Source organism: Thiohalomonas denitrificans (genome assembly GCF_900102855.1).
GTDB classification, from domain to species: domain Bacteria; phylum Pseudomonadota; class Gammaproteobacteria; order Thiohalomonadales; family Thiohalomonadaceae; genus Thiohalomonas; species Thiohalomonas denitrificans.
This window is the reverse complement of sequence record NZ_FMWD01000003.1, coordinates 257,004-271,640: the sequence shown is the minus strand read 5'-3', so window position 1 is coordinate 271,640 and position 14,637 is coordinate 257,004. Positions and strand designations below refer to the sequence as shown.

The 14,637-nt window shown below is 61.4% G+C and carries 12 protein-coding genes and 1 pseudogene; 7 read left to right on the top strand and 6 right to left on the bottom strand.

The window, feature by feature from the left end; translation table 11 throughout:
• Positions 1–92 precede the first annotated feature (92 nt).
• Entirely contained in the window at positions 93–845 is a 753-nt protein-coding gene (gene rpsB, locus BLP65_RS05955) for a 30S ribosomal protein S2 (RefSeq protein WP_092993940.1), read from the bottom strand.
• A gap of 245 nt (positions 846–1,090) precedes the next feature.
• Here rpsB and map point away from each other — a divergent pair.
• Positions 1,091–1,876: pseudogene (gene map / locus BLP65_RS05950) on the top strand (type I methionyl aminopeptidase); the annotation flags it as partial.
• A gap of 120 nt (positions 1,877–1,996) precedes the next feature.
• Entirely contained in the window at positions 1,997–4,636 is a 2,640-nt protein-coding gene (gene glnD / locus BLP65_RS05945; RefSeq protein ID WP_092993934.1) for a [protein-PII] uridylyltransferase, read from the top strand.
• A gap of 177 nt (positions 4,637–4,813) precedes the next feature.
• Here glnD and BLP65_RS05940 read toward each other — a convergent pair whose 3' ends face one another.
• Positions 4,814–5,338, bottom strand: coding sequence for a DUF488 domain-containing protein (locus tag BLP65_RS05940; protein ID WP_092993931.1), 525 nt, complete (start codon positions 5,336–5,338; stop codon positions 4,814–4,816).
• Positions 5,339–5,340: 2 nt separating this feature from the next.
• Complete coding sequence (locus BLP65_RS05935; protein WP_092993928.1) at positions 5,341–5,553, bottom strand: hypervirulence associated TUDOR domain-containing protein; 213 nt, start codon at positions 5,551–5,553, stop codon at positions 5,341–5,343.
• Positions 5,554–5,646: 93 nt separating this feature from the next.
• Here BLP65_RS05935 and dapC point away from each other — a divergent pair, with 93 nt between their 5' ends.
• From dapC to BLP65_RS05910, 5 genes are all read left to right on the top strand, one after another.
• On the top strand, positions 5,647–6,843 hold the full coding sequence (gene dapC, locus BLP65_RS05930) for a succinyldiaminopimelate transaminase (protein WP_092993926.1): 1,197 nt from the start codon (positions 5,647–5,649) through the stop codon (positions 6,841–6,843).
• Between the two features lie 202 nt (positions 6,844–7,045).
• Entirely contained in the window at positions 7,046–7,870 is an 825-nt protein-coding gene (dapD, locus tag BLP65_RS05925; RefSeq protein WP_092993923.1) for a 2,3,4,5-tetrahydropyridine-2,6-dicarboxylate N-succinyltransferase, read from the top strand.
• Positions 7,871–8,047: 177 nt separating this feature from the next.
• Positions 8,048–8,395: an ArsC family reductase gene (locus BLP65_RS05920; protein WP_092993920.1), complete on the top strand. Its 348-nt coding sequence runs from the start codon at positions 8,048–8,050 to the stop codon at positions 8,393–8,395.
• Between the two features lie 171 nt (positions 8,396–8,566).
• Positions 8,567–9,703, top strand: coding sequence for a succinyl-diaminopimelate desuccinylase (dapE, locus tag BLP65_RS05915; protein WP_092993916.1), 1,137 nt, complete (start codon positions 8,567–8,569; stop codon positions 9,701–9,703).
• A gap of 175 nt (positions 9,704–9,878) precedes the next feature.
• Positions 9,879–10,523, top strand: coding sequence for an arylesterase (locus BLP65_RS05910; protein WP_092993913.1), 645 nt, complete (start codon positions 9,879–9,881; stop codon positions 10,521–10,523).
• Positions 10,524–10,593: 70 nt separating this feature from the next.
• Here the strand turns inward: BLP65_RS05910 and tsaB are convergent, their stop codons facing one another.
• The 3 genes from tsaB to BLP65_RS05895 all read right to left on the bottom strand — a co-directional run bounded on the left by tsaB (position 10,594) and on the right by BLP65_RS05895 (position 14,475).
• Entirely contained in the window at positions 10,594–11,271 is a 678-nt protein-coding gene (tsaB, locus tag BLP65_RS05905; protein ID WP_092993910.1) for a tRNA (adenosine(37)-N6)-threonylcarbamoyltransferase complex dimerization subunit type 1 TsaB, read from the bottom strand.
• Between the two features lie 34 nt (positions 11,272–11,305).
• Positions 11,306–11,944 carry a hypothetical protein gene (locus tag BLP65_RS05900; RefSeq protein ID WP_092993907.1) on the bottom strand — a complete coding sequence of 213 codons (639 nt, stop codon included), beginning with the start codon at positions 11,942–11,944 and terminating at the stop codon, positions 11,306–11,308.
• Between the two features lie 602 nt (positions 11,945–12,546).
• Positions 12,547–14,475 carry a DNA repair helicase YoaA gene (locus tag BLP65_RS05895; RefSeq protein WP_092993904.1) on the bottom strand — a complete coding sequence of 643 codons (1,929 nt, stop codon included), beginning with the start codon at positions 14,473–14,475 and terminating at the stop codon, positions 12,547–12,549.
• Between the last annotated feature and the right edge of the window lie 162 nt (positions 14,476–14,637).

Here is a 14,637-nt window from a genome sequence, read left to right as displayed (position 1 = left end):
TTCCAAACAGGCGGCTCAGCCGCCCGGGACGACTCCAAAAAAGGGGGCGAAGCCCCCCTTCCTGAACATCTCTTTCGAGCGGTCGCCCGAGATTACTCGGAGGCCTGCTCGCCTTCGGTAACCTCGATGAACTCGTCGGTCCCGCCTTCGGTAATCGGTGCGGTGGCAGCCTTGCCCTCCAGTATGGCGTTGGCAGCGCCCGCCACATAGAGGCTGATGGCGCGAATCGCATCATCGTTACCGGGAATTACGTAGTCGACGTCGGATGGATCGCAGTTGGTGTCCACCGCGGCCACGACCGGGATACCCAGTTTCCTGGCTTCGCTGATGGCATTCTTCTCATGACCGACATCGATGACGAACATCGCATCGGGCAAACCGCCCATATCCTTGATGCCGCCGAGACTGCGATCCAGCTTTTCTTTTTCGCGCTGGCGCATCAACGCCTCTTTCTTGACCAGTTTGGCCAGGGTGCCATCCTGCTCCTGGGCCTCCAGGTCTTTCAGGCGTCGGATAGACTGCTTGACGGTCTTGAAGTTGGTCAGCATGCCGCCCAACCAGCGATAATCCACATAGGGCATACCGCAACGTTCGGCTTCCTGCTTGACGATGTCGCGGGCCTGGCGCTTGGTGCCGACGAACAGGATCTTGCCCTTGTTCGAGGCCAGCTTTCCCAGGTAATTCATTGCATCATTGTAGAGCGGCAGCGACTTCTCGAGGTTGACGATATGAATCTTGTTACGCTGACCAAAGATGTACGGTGACATCTTCGGATTCCAGTAACGGGTCTGGTGGCCGAAGTGGACACCGGCCTCCAGCATCTGACGCATGGTTACATTAGCCATGTAAAAATCTCCTCATTTGGGTTGGTCCTCCATGCACCCTCGGATATCGACCCCTTACGGGGGCACCCGGATACCCGTGACGGCACATGTGTGGATTTTATTCGCCCCCAGCGCGAGCCGGAGCCGTTTTCGTTTGCCTATAAAAGCGCGCCTTTATACCATATCCGTAACGGCACAACAATTGCCGATGCCTTTTCACAGACAACCCGCCGAGCCGGAAACGCCCCACCGGCCAACCCACAAAATTCAGGATTTTCAAACACATGGCTGTCCACATCAAGACGCCCGAAGAGATCGAAAAGATGCGTATTGCCGGTCGGCTGGCCGCCGAGGTACTGGAAATGATTGCACCCCACGTGCAAACCGGAGTCACCACCGGTGAGCTGGATCGCATCTGCCACGACTACATCGTCGAGGAGCAGCAGGCGATCCCGGCGCCCCTCAACTACCACGGTTTCCCCAAGTCTATCTGTACCTCGGTCAATCACCAGGTCTGTCACGGGATTCCCGGCGACAAAGTGCTCAAAAAGGGTGATTTGGTCAACATCGACATCACCGTCATCAAGAACGGCTATCACGGCGATACCAGCCAGATGTTCTTTGTCGGCGAACCGAGCGTAAAGGCCGAGCGGCTGGTGCGAGTGGCCCGGGAGGCGATGATCACCGGGATCAGGCTGGTCCGGCCCGGCATTCATCTCGGGGATATCGGCCACGCAATCCAGGAATACGCGGAAAAGCACCACTATTCGGTGGTTCGCGAATACTGTGGCCACGGTATCGGTCAGCAGTTCCATGAAGACCCGCAGGTACTCCACTATGGCAAGCCCGGAACCGGTATCGTGCTCGAGGCGGGGATGACCTTCACCATCGAGCCGATGATCAATGCCGGAAAACGGTTTGTGAAATTGCTGCCGGACAACTGGACCGTGATCACCAAGGACCGCACCCTCTCCGCCCAGTGGGAACACACGATCCTTGTCACCGATAGCGGCTATGAGGTACTGACCCTCCGCGAAGGGGAGGAGATCTGATGTCCTGTTTCCGTTCCGGACGCCCGGAGGAGGCCCCCGAAAGCGTTACGTTCACGGTGCAGGGCTTGACGGCTCCGGAGGGCGCTGAAGGCACCTCCGAGACGGAAAAGACGCATTAACATGTCGCTGGCACTGTTTGACGCCGAGGCCTTCGACAGCGCCCTGGCTGCCGGAGAGCCTCCGCTTGCGCTATTCAGAGACACCGCCAGGTTCGCACGATCCGCACTGGAGCAGCGTTTTCAGGCAGGAGATTCGGTAGTCGAGCTGGTTACAGCCCACGCCCGCTTCGTCGACCGGCTTCTGAAAAGGGCCTGGGGCCTCCATTTCAGGGAGGCGACCGACGAGCTCTGCCTGGTCGCGGTTGGCGGCTACGGCCGCGGCGAGCTGCACCCCCATTCGGACGTAGACCTGATGATCCTCGCCGAACCGGGGGCCATCCGTCACTTTCAATCCTGCCTTGAGGGTTTTCTGCTGTTCCTTTGGGATATCGGCCTGGAGGTGGGGCACAGTGTCCGAACCGTGGAACAGTGTGTGGAGGAGGCAGAGGCGGATATCACGGTCGCCACCAATCTCATGGAATCACGACTGCTGATCGGGCCCCGGGCACTCTATGAGGCCATGCGCGAGCGGACCAGTCAGGATCATGTCTGGCCGGGCCCGGCATTCTTCGAGGCCAAGTGGGAGGAGCAGATCGCGCGCCACCACAAGTTCAACGACACCGCCTACAACCTGGAACCCAACGTGAAGGAGGGCCCCGGCGGACTGCGCGATATCCAGATGATCGGCTGGGTGGCCAAGCGTCACTACGGCGCCGAAACCCTGCATAACCTGGTCGGCCACGGCTTTCTGACCGCCTCCGAATACCGTGCGCTGAGCGACGGACAGGCCTTCCTCTGGAAGGTCCGTTTCGGCCTGCACATCCTCAGCGGACGCCGCGAGGATCGTTTGCTGATCGATCACCAGCGCACGCTGGCCACCCAGTTCGGCTTCCGGGATGACGAAACGCGTCTGGCAGTCGAGCACTTTATGAAGGAGTACTACCGGACCGTCATGGAGCTGGAGCGGCTCAACGAGATGCTGCTGCAACTGTTCCAGGAGGAGATCCTTTATGGCGATCAACCCGCTGACCCGGTTCCCATCAGCAAACGCTTTCAACTGCGCAAGGGCTTTCTGGAGACCACCTCCGACCGGGTGTTCCGGCGCTATCCATTCGCGCTGCTGGAGCTGTTCCTGGTACTGATGCAACACCCCAATGCCAAAGGCGTGCGGGCCGAGACCATTCGTCAGATCCGCAACCACCTCTATCTGATCGATGCCGAATACCGTTCGGATCTGCGCTGCCGAAGCCTGTTCATGGAGATCCTGCGCCAGCCGCAGGGGATCACCGATGCCCTGCACCGGATGAACCGCTATGGTGTGCTTGGTGCCTATCTGCCGGTATTCGGGCGGGTGGCGGGCCAGATGCAGCACGACCTGTTTCACGTCTACACGGTAGACGAACACACGCTGTTCGTGGTTCGCAACCTGCGTCGTTTCGCCGTCCCGGAGCACGCCGGGGAATTTCCCCTTTGCAGTCGACTCATCCAGCGCATCGCCAAACCGGAGCTCCTCTACATCGCCGCCCTGTTTCACGATGTCGCCAAGGGGCGCGGTGGAGACCACTCCCGGCTGGGTGCAGAAGATGCCACCGCCTTCTGTGCCCACCATCTGCTATCGAAATACGACACGCACCTCGTAGCCTGGCTGGTCCGTAACCATCTGTTGATGTCCACAACCGCCCAGCGCAAGGACATCTCCGACCCGGACATCATCAACGAATTCGCGGCACAGGTGGGTGCTCAAATCCGCCTGGAGTATCTCTACCTGCTGACTGTGGCGGACATCCGTGCTACCAGTCCCGGTGTCTGGAACTCCTGGAAGGATGCGCTGCTGGCCGAGCTCTACCATGCTGCACGCAAGGCGCTGCGCCAGGGTCTTACCAATCCCATCGTCAAGGAGGAGTTGATTGAGGAGACCCAGCGTGAGGCCATCCGGCTTCTCGAGGCGAGCGATGTCGACATGAATGCAGTGTCCCGGTTTTGGGACCGTCTGACCGACGACTATTTTGTCCGCTACTCGGTCGATGAAATCGCCTGGCATAGCCGGGCCATCGCCAAAAAGGCCGAGCCGGACCGGCCGCTGGTGCTACTGCGACGCAAGCGGGGCGGCACCGAGGTCTTTATCTTTACCCGCATTCGGGAGCACCAGTTCACGATCACCACCACCGCACTCGACCAGCTGGGTCTGACGGTAGCCGACGCACGCATCATCCCCTCCAGGGACGGCTATACGCTGGACACCTACATCGTCCTGGAGGAGTCGGGCGAGCCCATTGAAGAACCAGAGCGCGAACGTGAGATCCGTGAGCGCCTGACCTATCTCCTGGCACACCCGGAGGAGACGCCGCCCAGGGTACGCCGTCGGGTTTCCCGACAGCTCACACACTTCAATCTACCCACCCAGGTGACCTTCCAGAATGATCTACGCAACGGCCGAACCATCATGGAAGTGGTTGCGGCCGACCGCCCCGGGCTACTGGCCGAGATCGGCCGTGCGCTGACGGAATGCGGAGTGTTACTGCAGGATGCAAAGATCGCCACTTTCGGAGAACGGGTGGAGGATGTCTTCATGGTTGCCGACAAAAACGGCGAACTCCTGCGCGATGAACAGAAAACCCGCTGCCTGCGGCAGCGCATCTGCGAGAGACTCGATCGGGACTGAGTTCGAACGGAATTACAACGAAATTGAGTGCCAGGCCCCAAACCACCCTGCGCCGGCGTAGGCACACCGCTGATGCGGGTCGTTCCGGTTCAATCTGAAGACGCCTCGCGGTCGCAAACACGCCGGTTTCAGCCTGCGGGCGGGAGCGAGAGGCTGAGTCCCGGATCGGCGGGGCGGTCAGTGCGGCGATGCCGGCCCGTATACGAGCTGACCGTCGACTATCTTGGCGGCGGTTGTATAGGGATGCTCCACGACTTTCGTCGGCGACATGATGTGGAGCACGAGGATACCCACGCTCTTGAGGTCGTCGGCGATCAGCGCGCGGTGACAGCGCCACCACACCGCCTCCGAACACAGGAGGGCGGTGCGACCGTGGGCCGCCATCTGTAGCAGCCGAGCGCGTCCGCTGCGGTAGCTCTCGGTCTGCGTGTAGTCGGCGTAGGCGCGGAACGCCGGGTTGCGCCACACGGTGTTGATGGAGCCGGGGTTGGACCTGCGGCGTCCGCCCAGTTCGACGATGTGCTGATAGGCCAGACCGGAGGCGGCCAACCGCTGGGGCAGTTCCTCCTGACCGAACTGCGGGTGCTTGCGTGAGCCGGCGAAGCGGCGCACATCCGCCACCTGCTCAATACGCTGCGAGCGCAGCAGAGTGAGAAATTCTCCCCAGTTCCGGTTCGAGTGCACGAGCGTCCAGATCACCATCCTCAGCGGACCGGCTCCAGTGCCGAATCCTTGTGCATGGCAATGTGATCGCTCTTGTCGCTGCGGATTTCGTACTGGGGCTCGTCCTCGCTGGCACGCCGACGATGGCCCTTGTACTCGGTGTCCCGGGTGTGAACGTGGATGATGCGGCCGGTGACGTAGCCGGCCTCCGAGTTCCAACGCACGTGATCGCCAACCTTGAAGCGTCTTGCCATAGCTACTTCCTCCCAAACTTGGCAGATGCCAGCTAGCAACTTCATTCCCTTCTCTCATCCAGTATAATGGTGGTTTTGCCGTGAACCGACACCATGAACCCGGATCTCGAAAAACTGCAGCCCTACCCCTTCGAGAAACTGAATTCTCTGAAGACCGGCGTACGGCCGCCCGCAGGCAAGCCCCACATCGCCCTGTCTATCGGCGAGCCCAAGCACCAGCCGCCGGCGTTCGTGGTCGAAGAGGTGATCACGCACCTGCATGGGCTGGCCAATTACCCCATTACCAAGGGGCGCCCGGAGTTGCGCGCCGCCGCAGGGGCCTGGCTGACCCGCCGCTTCGGCCTGCCAACGGACAGTATTGACCCGGAGGCCAACCTGCTTCCGGTAGCGGGTACCCGTGAGGCCCTGTTCGCCTTCGCCCAGGCCGTCGTGGATCGCTCGCGCGACCCGCTGGTACTGGCCCCCAATCCCTTCTATCAGATCTATGAAGGTGCCGCGCTGCTGGCCGGTGCCACGCCCTTTTTCCTGAACACCACGGCGGAAAACCGGTTCCTCCCGGACCTGGATGCGGTCACGGCCGATGTCTGGCAGCGCACCCAGCTCATCTACCTGTGCAGTCCCGGCAATCCGACGGGTGCCGTGATGCCGGTGGAGCAGTTGCAGAGGCTGATTCGGCTGGCGGACGAGCACGATTTCATCATCGCCTCCGACGAGTGTTACTCCGAACTCTATTTCGAGGAGGATACCCCGCCGCCCGGCCTGCTCCAGGCCGCCGCGGCAATGGGCCGTGACGATTACCGCCGCTGCGTGGTGTTCCACAGCCTCTCCAAGCGTTCCAATCTGCCCGGCCTGCGCTCCGGCTTTGTGGCCGGAGACCGCGAACTCCTGCGCCGCTTTCTGCACTACCGCACCTATCAAGGCTGTGCACTGCCGCCGCCCACCCAGGCGGCCAGCATCGTCGCCTGGCAGGATGAAACCCATGTGAAGGCCAACCGGGACCTTTACCGGGCGAAATTTGGCGCCGTTTTGGATATCCTCCAGCCAGTCCTCGATATCGAACGACCGGATGCGGGCTTCTATCTGTGGCCGAAAACCCCGATCGCCGATACCGACTTCACCCGGGGGCTGTTCAAGCAACAGAACGTGACAGTTCTGCCCGGCAGCTATCTCTCCCGAGAGGCCCATGGTCTGAATCCGGGCGCCGGGCGAATACGCATGGCCCTGGTGGCGGAACTGGATGAATGTATCGAAGCGGCCGAACGTGTCCGCCGCTTCGTCGAGAGCCTGTAAGTGACGATTTAAAAAGCAGCTAACCACGGGGGGCACGGGGTTCACGGGGACAACACCGCAAACCACAGAGGGCACAGAGAACACGGAGAAAATAATCTTCGAAAAAACGACTCTGTGCTCTCTGTGGTAACAACCCCGTGCTCCCAATGTTCCCCGTGGTTCAACCGTTTAGCCGTTTATCAATCCGGTTCAAGGAGAAAAGATGGAAGACATCAAGAGTGTTATCGAGGAAGCCTTTGAGCACCGCGCCAACATCACGCCGCGCAGTGCCGAGCCTCAAGTGAAAGAGGCCGTCGAAGAGGCCATCCGCCTGCTGGACAGTGGCGAACAGCGGGTTGCCGAACGCCGCGGCGTGGGTGACTGGAAGGTCAACGAGTGGTTGAAGAAGGCGGTCCTGCTCTCCTTCCGCATCGAGGACAACCGCTACATGAAGGGCGGCTTCACCAACTATTTCGACAAGGTGCCGTCCAAATATGCCGACATGAACTCACGCGACTTTCGCGACTGCGGTGTACGCGTGGTCCCACCGGCCTCGGCCCGACGCGGCTCCTATATCGCGCCCGGTGTGGTGCTGATGCCCTCCTATACCAATATCGGCGCCTACGTGGATTCCGGCACCATGGTCGATACCTGGGCGACCGTCGGCTCCTGTGCGCAGATCGGCAAGAATGTCCATCTCTCCGGCGGCGTCGGCATCGGCGGCGTTCTGGAGCCCCTGCAGGCGGCCCCGACCATCATCGAGGACAACTGCTTCATCGGCGCCCGCTCCGAGGTTGTCGAGGGGGTCATCGTCGAGGAGGGTGCGGTCATCTCCATGGGGGTCTACATCGGCCAGTCCACCCGCATCTACGACCGCGAAAAAGACGAAATCCTCTATGGCCGCATCCCCGCCGGCTCGGTGGTGGTCTCCGGAAACCTGCCGAGCAAGGATGGAAAATACAGCCTCTACTGCGCCGTGATCGTCAAGAAAGTCGACGAGAAGACCCGCTCCAAGGTCGGCATCAACGAGCTGCTGCGGGATATCTAACAGCAGTAGAAAACCAACCACAGAGGACACAGAGAACACACAGAGAAATGCAAAGGGATGACACGCAAAGACTCAAAAAACGGAAAATCTAGGATTGCGCTAGAAGCACGCTTTTTCGCTTTAGGTTATAAGCGTTTTCTCTGTGAACTCAGTGTTCTCTGTGGTTGATAGCTAACAATGGCCAAAATCTACGGCATCAAAACCTGTGATACGGTGCGAAAGGCGCGCAAGTGGTTGCGCGAGCACGCTATCGAGCACACGTTCCATGATTTTCGCGCCGACGGCCTTCCGGAGGATCGGCTGACTGCCTGGGTAGAAGCCGTCGGTTGGGAGGTGCTGCTGAATCGCCGGGGCCTGGCTTGGCGCAAACTGCCGGCCGAGAAGAAAGCCAATGTCGATGAAGTAAAAGCGCTGGAACTCATCCGCGAAGAGCCGACGCTGATAAAGCGCCCGGTGCTGGAGCACGACGGCGCGATTCGCGTAGGCTTCTCCGAAGGTGGATACTCTGAGCTTTTCAAGAACTGACCAAGGGGGACACAGGGAGCACGGGGAAGGACCAGAACAAGCCACAGAAGACACAGAGCACCAGAAAATTTCATGTGTGGTCCCTGTGACGGACTCAGCGTCTTCTGTGGTAATCGAGTTTTGCCCCGTGCGCCCCGTGGTTCACTTTCTCCAAACACCGACGGAACCTCCATGTCTGAAACCCTCGACCTCGCCCGTGACCTCATCCGTCGCCGCTCCGTTACGCCCGAAGACGCCGGCTGTCAGCCCTTGTTGGCGGAGCGCCTCGCGCCGCTGGGTTTCCGAGCTGAACACCTGCGCTTCGGCGAGGTGGACAATCTCTGGCTAAGGAAAGGTACGGAAGGTCCGGTATTCTGCTTCGCCGGCCATACCGATGTGGTCCCCACCGGCCCCGAGGCCAACTGGAGTCACCCGCCCTTCGATGCCGTGGTCGATGATGGCGTGCTGCACGGGCGCGGCACCGCGGACATGAAGGGCTCCATTGCCGCCTTCGTCACCGCCTGCGAACGTTTCCTGACCCGACATCCGGAGCCCCGGGGGAGCATCGCCTTCCTCATCACCAGCGATGAGGAGGGTCCGGCGCAGGATGGCACCGTCAAAGTGGTGGAGCACCTGGAACAGCGCGGCGAAAAGGTCGACTGGTGTCTGGTAGGCGAACCCTCCTCCACCAGCGAAGTGGGGGATGTGGTGAAGAACGGACGGCGCGGATCGCTGAACGGCCGTCTTGTGGTGCGGGGCACCCAGGGCCACGTCGCCTATCCGCACCTGGCCGATAACCCCATCCACCATCTGGCTCCGGCCCTGGATGCCCTCTATCGGAAAGTGTGGGACGAGGGCAATGAATTTTTCCCTCCGACCACCTTCCAGGTCTCCAATATCCACGGCGGGACCGGGGCGACCAATGTGATTCCCGGCGAGGTAGAGGCCCTTGTCAACTTCCGTTTCTCCACCGAAAGCAGCGCCGATGAACTGAAAAAACGGGTCCATGCCATTCTGGATGCCCGTAACCTCAACTACTCGATCGACTGGTCGCTCTCGGGTGATCCCTTTCTCACCCCCCGCGGCGCACTCGTCGAGGCCACCGTCGCCGCCATTCGCGCAGAGACCGGCCGCGAACCGGATGTGAATACCGCAGGTGGCACCTCCGACGGGCGCTTCATCGCCCCCACCGGTGCCCAGGTCATCGAGCTCGGACCGCTTAATGCCACCATTCACAAAGTGAACGAGCAGGTTCGCGTCGAGCACCTGGAGGAGCTTTCCGCCATCTACGAGAGGATCCTCGAGCGGCTTTTTGGGACGGATGAATAAAACCAATCACCGATCAGGCCGCGCCGGGGCGGCTTCCCTACCCGGAACGGAGGCAATAGCCACTCGGTAGGAGGCGCGCCCCCGCGGCGATTTCCCGTCACGGATATCGTGCCGGGGGCGGCCCCCGCCGGGAACGGAGGGGATAGCCCAGGAATTCCATGACAGGAAATTAGGCATGCGGGAATCGTGCAACCACATAATCCGGGGGTTCAGGGGCAGCGCCGTCGTGTTTGCTGCCGTCCTCCTGCTTTTCGCCTGCGGGGAGCAGCCGCAACTGTTGCCGCTTCACCAGCACGCTACCATTCTGGCGTTCGGGGACAGTCTCACGTACGGCACCGGTGCCGCTCCCGAGGAGAGCTACCCCGCGGTCCTGGAACGGCTCATCGGCCGACGCGTCGTCAATGCCGGCGTTCCCGGCGAATTGAGTCACGAGGGACTGAAGCGCCTGCCCGGCCTCCTCGAACAGCACCAACCCGTCCTGCTACTGCTTTGCCACGGCGGCAACGACCTGCTGCAAAAACAGGATGGTGATCGGCTCGCCGACAACCTCCGTGAGATGATTGAAATCGCCCGGGCCAGGGGTATTGAAGTCGTACTCCTGGGCGTCCCCAGGCCTAAGCTGTTCCTGATGGAGAGTGAACCGCTGTACAGCGACATCGCCACGACCATGCAGGTGCCGTTGGAGCCGGATATCATCCCTGCTGTGGAATCGGATGAGGAGCTGAAATCCGATCGCATCCACCCGAATGCCGCGGGCTACCGTCTTATGGCCGAAGCAGTAGCCGAGCTGTTGCATGAAGCGGGGGCAATTACGAGATAATCACGGTGGCCACAGAGTTTCATCGGTTGCGGGCTCTCGCTGCCCACTCTCATCAACCCTGTAGTGGTGTTCAGGCGGGTTTGCGAACCACCTGGTCCCGAAGATAGACGGGAAGCGCCTTTTCGGCCGGGAGGCCCTCGCCCCGCCCGATCACCGGCACCGCCAGCGCCGCTATGTCTCGTGCCCTGGGAAGCCGCTCGCCATCGTGGGGGATATCCCTGCCCAGATGCCGGGCAAGGACCTCAGGGTAGGTGTTCCAGCCGGAGCCGACCCCGAACCAGTCGCTCCCGGTCGAAAACGGCACCGCCTCGGGCCTGAACACACCCTCTTCGCCCGCAGGCTCCAGGAGGCCGGAAGGGCCCTCCGTGAAGGCGCCCCAGTAGACCTCCCCCATCCGGGCGTCGATGGCGGCCAGCACCCGGCCGTGTCCCTGTTCACGGAATGCCCCCTGCGCCAATGCTTGCAGGGTGGAAACCGGCACCACCGGCAGTTCGGCACCAAAAGCCAGCCCCTGAATCACACCGACCGCGATTCGCACACCGGTGAAGGCGCCGGGCCCCTGACCAAAGGCCAGGGCATCCAGCTCCCCGAGCTTCAGGCCCGCCTCGGAGAGGAGCTCGTCGACCATCCCGAGGATCAGGTCGGCATGGCCACGCGGCTGGACGGTGTAGCGTTCAAGCGTTTCACCATCGCTGCAGAGGGCTGCCGAGCAGGCCTCAGTGGCGGTTTCCAGGGCAATCAGTTTCATAAACGGTCAACCAGGGGTGCGAAGCGCAGTACATTCAGAAACCGTAGGAGATACCAATACCCACCACCGGATAGCGATCGAACTCGTCAAGGTCACTTTCCAGCTCCCTCTCCTCCGCTCGCAAGTCTTCATCGCCCACGACATTACTCGTAAGCGAGACATCCGGGCTACCCTGCATGACGACACCCAGGTCGGCCGTAAAGCTCCATCCGGACCGCCCCGCACGACTGTAGCCCAGACCGACATAGGCACCGCCCCCCATCTCCGCGGTTCCGTTCACATAACCGCCGTCCAGCTCGTATTCGCTGTTGCCGACGGTAACGGTACCGGTTGATTGGGATTCCAGGTCCAGTTCATTATTGCTTAACAGATAACCCAAACTCATCCGGAAGCCATTCTCAAACGGATGCCAATCCAGCAGGAGGTTGGCGTTGCGGAGGCTCAGATCGGCATCATAAGTAATATCGCCTTCGGTACGGGTATCGCTGTGGCTGAAGGTATTGACGCCCACACGCGCATTCAGCTGCCGCGTCAGGGATTTGGTCACCTCGACCCCGTACCCGAGACTGCTCAGCCTGGCACCTGCGCCCCACCCGCTCATGGTTTCCGCCATGACGGGAGCGGTGGTTAGCAGCATTCCGGCGCCAGCGACGGTTAACATCAGCTTGTGCATCAGTTCTCCTGTGATCTCTTTTGTGAGTGCATATAGCCGCATCATGCCCGGACGCTACGGGGGTATCAAGCGGACCAGTGGGCCATGCGGAAAATAGTGTGACACTCAGAGCCCCGCCAAGGAGCCAAGGCAAGGCGCACTCCGCAGGGAATGGCGAGCCCTTTACAAAGAGTGCGCTAATCCGCCGGGAGCGGATTGGAACAGCCGCAGGCCGGCCCGAAGGGCGGGCTCCAGGGAAGGAGTCCGTAACGCGGCATTGGCTCCTTGGCGGGGCTGCCTCCGGGCCGTTCCACAAAGCCCATATTCGGTGTTGCACTCACTTGGCCGCTCCTGCGCATCCATGCGCTCGCGGCATTCGTGCATCCCTACACATCAATCGGGCCCGCTAGTCCTGCGCTCGTGCGCCTTGCCTATGAGCTTTGTGGAACGGCTGAGAGTTACACTATTTTCCGCATGGCCCACTAGAGCACCGATCAGCTAACGGTGGGGCGGGGTGCAACTCATTGATATTGGGGGATGCCATGAATACGTCCCTGAAGGCTCGACGGCCGCGTCCGTGCGGCCGGCGCCCCAATATCAATAAGTTGCACCCCGCTCGGAATTTACCTATTCGCTGTTCTAGGCTGCTGCCGGATTCGAAAAAAACGTTCCACCACTTCCAGTTTCCTGGTTCGGGTCATGGGCGGCAGTGCGTCGAGAAAAACGCGGCCATAACTGCGGCTACCCAGCCTCGGGTCACAAAGTACCAGGACGCCGTAATCGGTAGCGTCGCGAATCAGACGCCCCACCCCCTGTTTGAGGCTAATCACCGCTTGCGGTAACTGGTGGTCCCGAAACGGATTGCCGCCCTGCTCGCGCATGGCATCGATCCGGGCCTGCAGCACCGGGTCGCCCGGCGAGGCGAAAGGGAGTTTGTCGATGACCACACAGGAGAGCGCCTCTCCACGCACATCCACCCCCTCCCAGAAGCTTCCGGTGCCCAGCAGCACCGCATTGCCGAGTTCCCGAAAGCGCTCCAGCAACTTGCTCCGCGGCGCATCACCCTGGATCAGAATGGGATAGTCGAAACGCCCTTCGAGCAGTTCCGCCGCCTCGTGCAGTGCACGGTGACTGGTGAACAGCATGAAGGTCCGTCCCCCGGCCGCTTCCATAACCGGTATGGCACTCTCCACGACTGCGGCCGTGTAGTCGGAGGCGGGCGGCTCCGGGATTCCCTGTGGCACATAAAGAACCGCCTGCCGGGCAAAGTCGTAGGGGCTCTCCCAGCGACGAGTCACGGCATCGCCGATGCCGAGCCGCTGGGTGAAGTGGCCGAACTCCTCCCCCACCGCCAGCGTGGCAGAGGTCATGATCCAGGCCTGGGGGAAACGTTCGAGCTGTTCGCGGAAGACCTGATCCACCTCCATGGGGGTCAGGTTGACCCCGAACGAGCGCTTGTGGGTCTCGTACCAATGGATGTAGCCCTCGACCGGCGAATCGGACACCAGCTGGTCGAAACGCGCCGACAACTCCACCGCCCGACGGGCACACGCCTCCAGTCCCTTGCCCCGCTTCGACAACTGCTCAAGGGCGTCGTTCAGCACTCCCAGACAAGCCGCGGTGCTTTTTGCGACGGGCATCACCTGCGCCATCACTTCACGCCAGGGACCACGCCGCAGCGACTCCCCGAACGCAAGTCGCAGGTCACGAACGGACTTCTCCAGAGACTCGGCACTTTCGCGCACACTCCGGCTATCCCCCGCCTCGCGCAGCTCCTCGGTAATGCTGTCACGGACCAGCTCCAGCAACTGATTACCGGTAATGCTTGTGCCGAAAAAGTGGGACGCCGTCTCCGGAAGCTGGTGTGCCTCGTCCAGGATGAAGGCACTGGCCCCGGGCAGCAGTTCACCGAACCCGCTTTCCTTGAGCGCCATGTCGGCGAACAGCAGGTGGTGATTGACCACCAGGACATCCGCCTCCTGCGCCGCCCGACGCGCCTTCATCAGAAAACAATCATTAAAGTGATCGCACTCCCCGCCATGGCAGTTGTCGGCGGTAGAGGTGACCATCGGCCAAACCTGGGAATCCTCCGGCAATGCCGTCAGTTCGGCAATATCACCGGCGGCAGTAATAGCTGCCCAACGCCTGACGGTCTGGATCTCGGCTGCGATTCGCCGGCTGGCAAATCCCTCCTCGACGGCCGCATCCAGGCGGGGAAGGCAGAGGTAATTCGCCCGCCCCTTGAGCAGCGCAACCTCCACGGGCAGTGCCAGGGCATCCCGGACCAGCGGCAGATCCTTGGTGAAGAGCTGATCCTGGAGATTGCGGGTCCCCGTGGAGATGATCACCTTCTCGCCGGACAGCAGGGCGGGTACCAGATAGGCAAAGGTTTTGCCGGTGCCGGTCCCGGCCTCCGCGACCAGTACCTCCCGGCCTGCGATGGCCTCGGCCACGGCATCGGCCATTTCCCGCTGCTGCAGGCGCGGCGAAAAACCGGTCAGTAGCCGGGCGAAGGGCCCGTCCGGCCCAAGGATGTCACCGGGTGTCTGCATGGGAAGGGAGATGGTCGCCTGTCAGGGTTGAGGGGAGCGTGAGCCCATCGGTTATTCCCGTTCTTTGGTTCAGGGGACCGTCGGTGCTCTTCGCCTTCTGTTTTGTCGACCAGTAGGTGCGGACTCCCTGCCCGTTTACCGAACCCCCTGCGCGACTGATCC

What these genes read in the sequence shown, in the direction of transcription:
- rpsB (WP_092993940.1), bottom strand. Translation starts at nt 845, where the DNA reads ATGGCTAATGTAACCATGCGTCAGATGCTGGAGGCCGGTGTCCACTTC.
- glnD (WP_092993934.1), top strand. Translation starts at nt 1,997, where the DNA reads ATGTCGCTGGCACTGTTTGACGCCGAGGCCTTCGACAGCGCCCTGGCT.
- BLP65_RS05940 (WP_092993931.1), bottom strand. Translation starts at nt 5,338, where the DNA reads ATGGTGATCTGGACGCTCGTGCACTCGAACCGGAACTGGGGAGAATTT.
- BLP65_RS05935 (WP_092993928.1), bottom strand. Translation starts at nt 5,553, where the DNA reads ATGGCAAGACGCTTCAAGGTTGGCGATCACGTGCGTTGGAACTCGGAG.
- dapC (WP_092993926.1), top strand. Translation starts at nt 5,647, where the DNA reads ATGAACCCGGATCTCGAAAAACTGCAGCCCTACCCCTTCGAGAAACTG.
- dapD (WP_092993923.1), top strand. Translation starts at nt 7,046, where the DNA reads ATGGAAGACATCAAGAGTGTTATCGAGGAAGCCTTTGAGCACCGCGCC.
- BLP65_RS05920 (WP_092993920.1), top strand. Translation starts at nt 8,048, where the DNA reads ATGGCCAAAATCTACGGCATCAAAACCTGTGATACGGTGCGAAAGGCG.
- dapE (WP_092993916.1), top strand. Translation starts at nt 8,567, where the DNA reads ATGTCTGAAACCCTCGACCTCGCCCGTGACCTCATCCGTCGCCGCTCC.
- BLP65_RS05910 (WP_092993913.1), top strand. Translation starts at nt 9,879, where the DNA reads ATGCGGGAATCGTGCAACCACATAATCCGGGGGTTCAGGGGCAGCGCC.
- tsaB (WP_092993910.1), bottom strand. Translation starts at nt 11,271, where the DNA reads ATGAAACTGATTGCCCTGGAAACCGCCACTGAGGCCTGCTCGGCAGCC.
- BLP65_RS05900 (WP_092993907.1), bottom strand. Translation starts at nt 11,944, where the DNA reads ATGCACAAGCTGATGTTAACCGTCGCTGGCGCCGGAATGCTGCTAACC.
- BLP65_RS05895 (WP_092993904.1), bottom strand. Translation starts at nt 14,475, where the DNA reads ATGCAGACACCCGGTGACATCCTTGGGCCGGACGGGCCCTTCGCCCGG.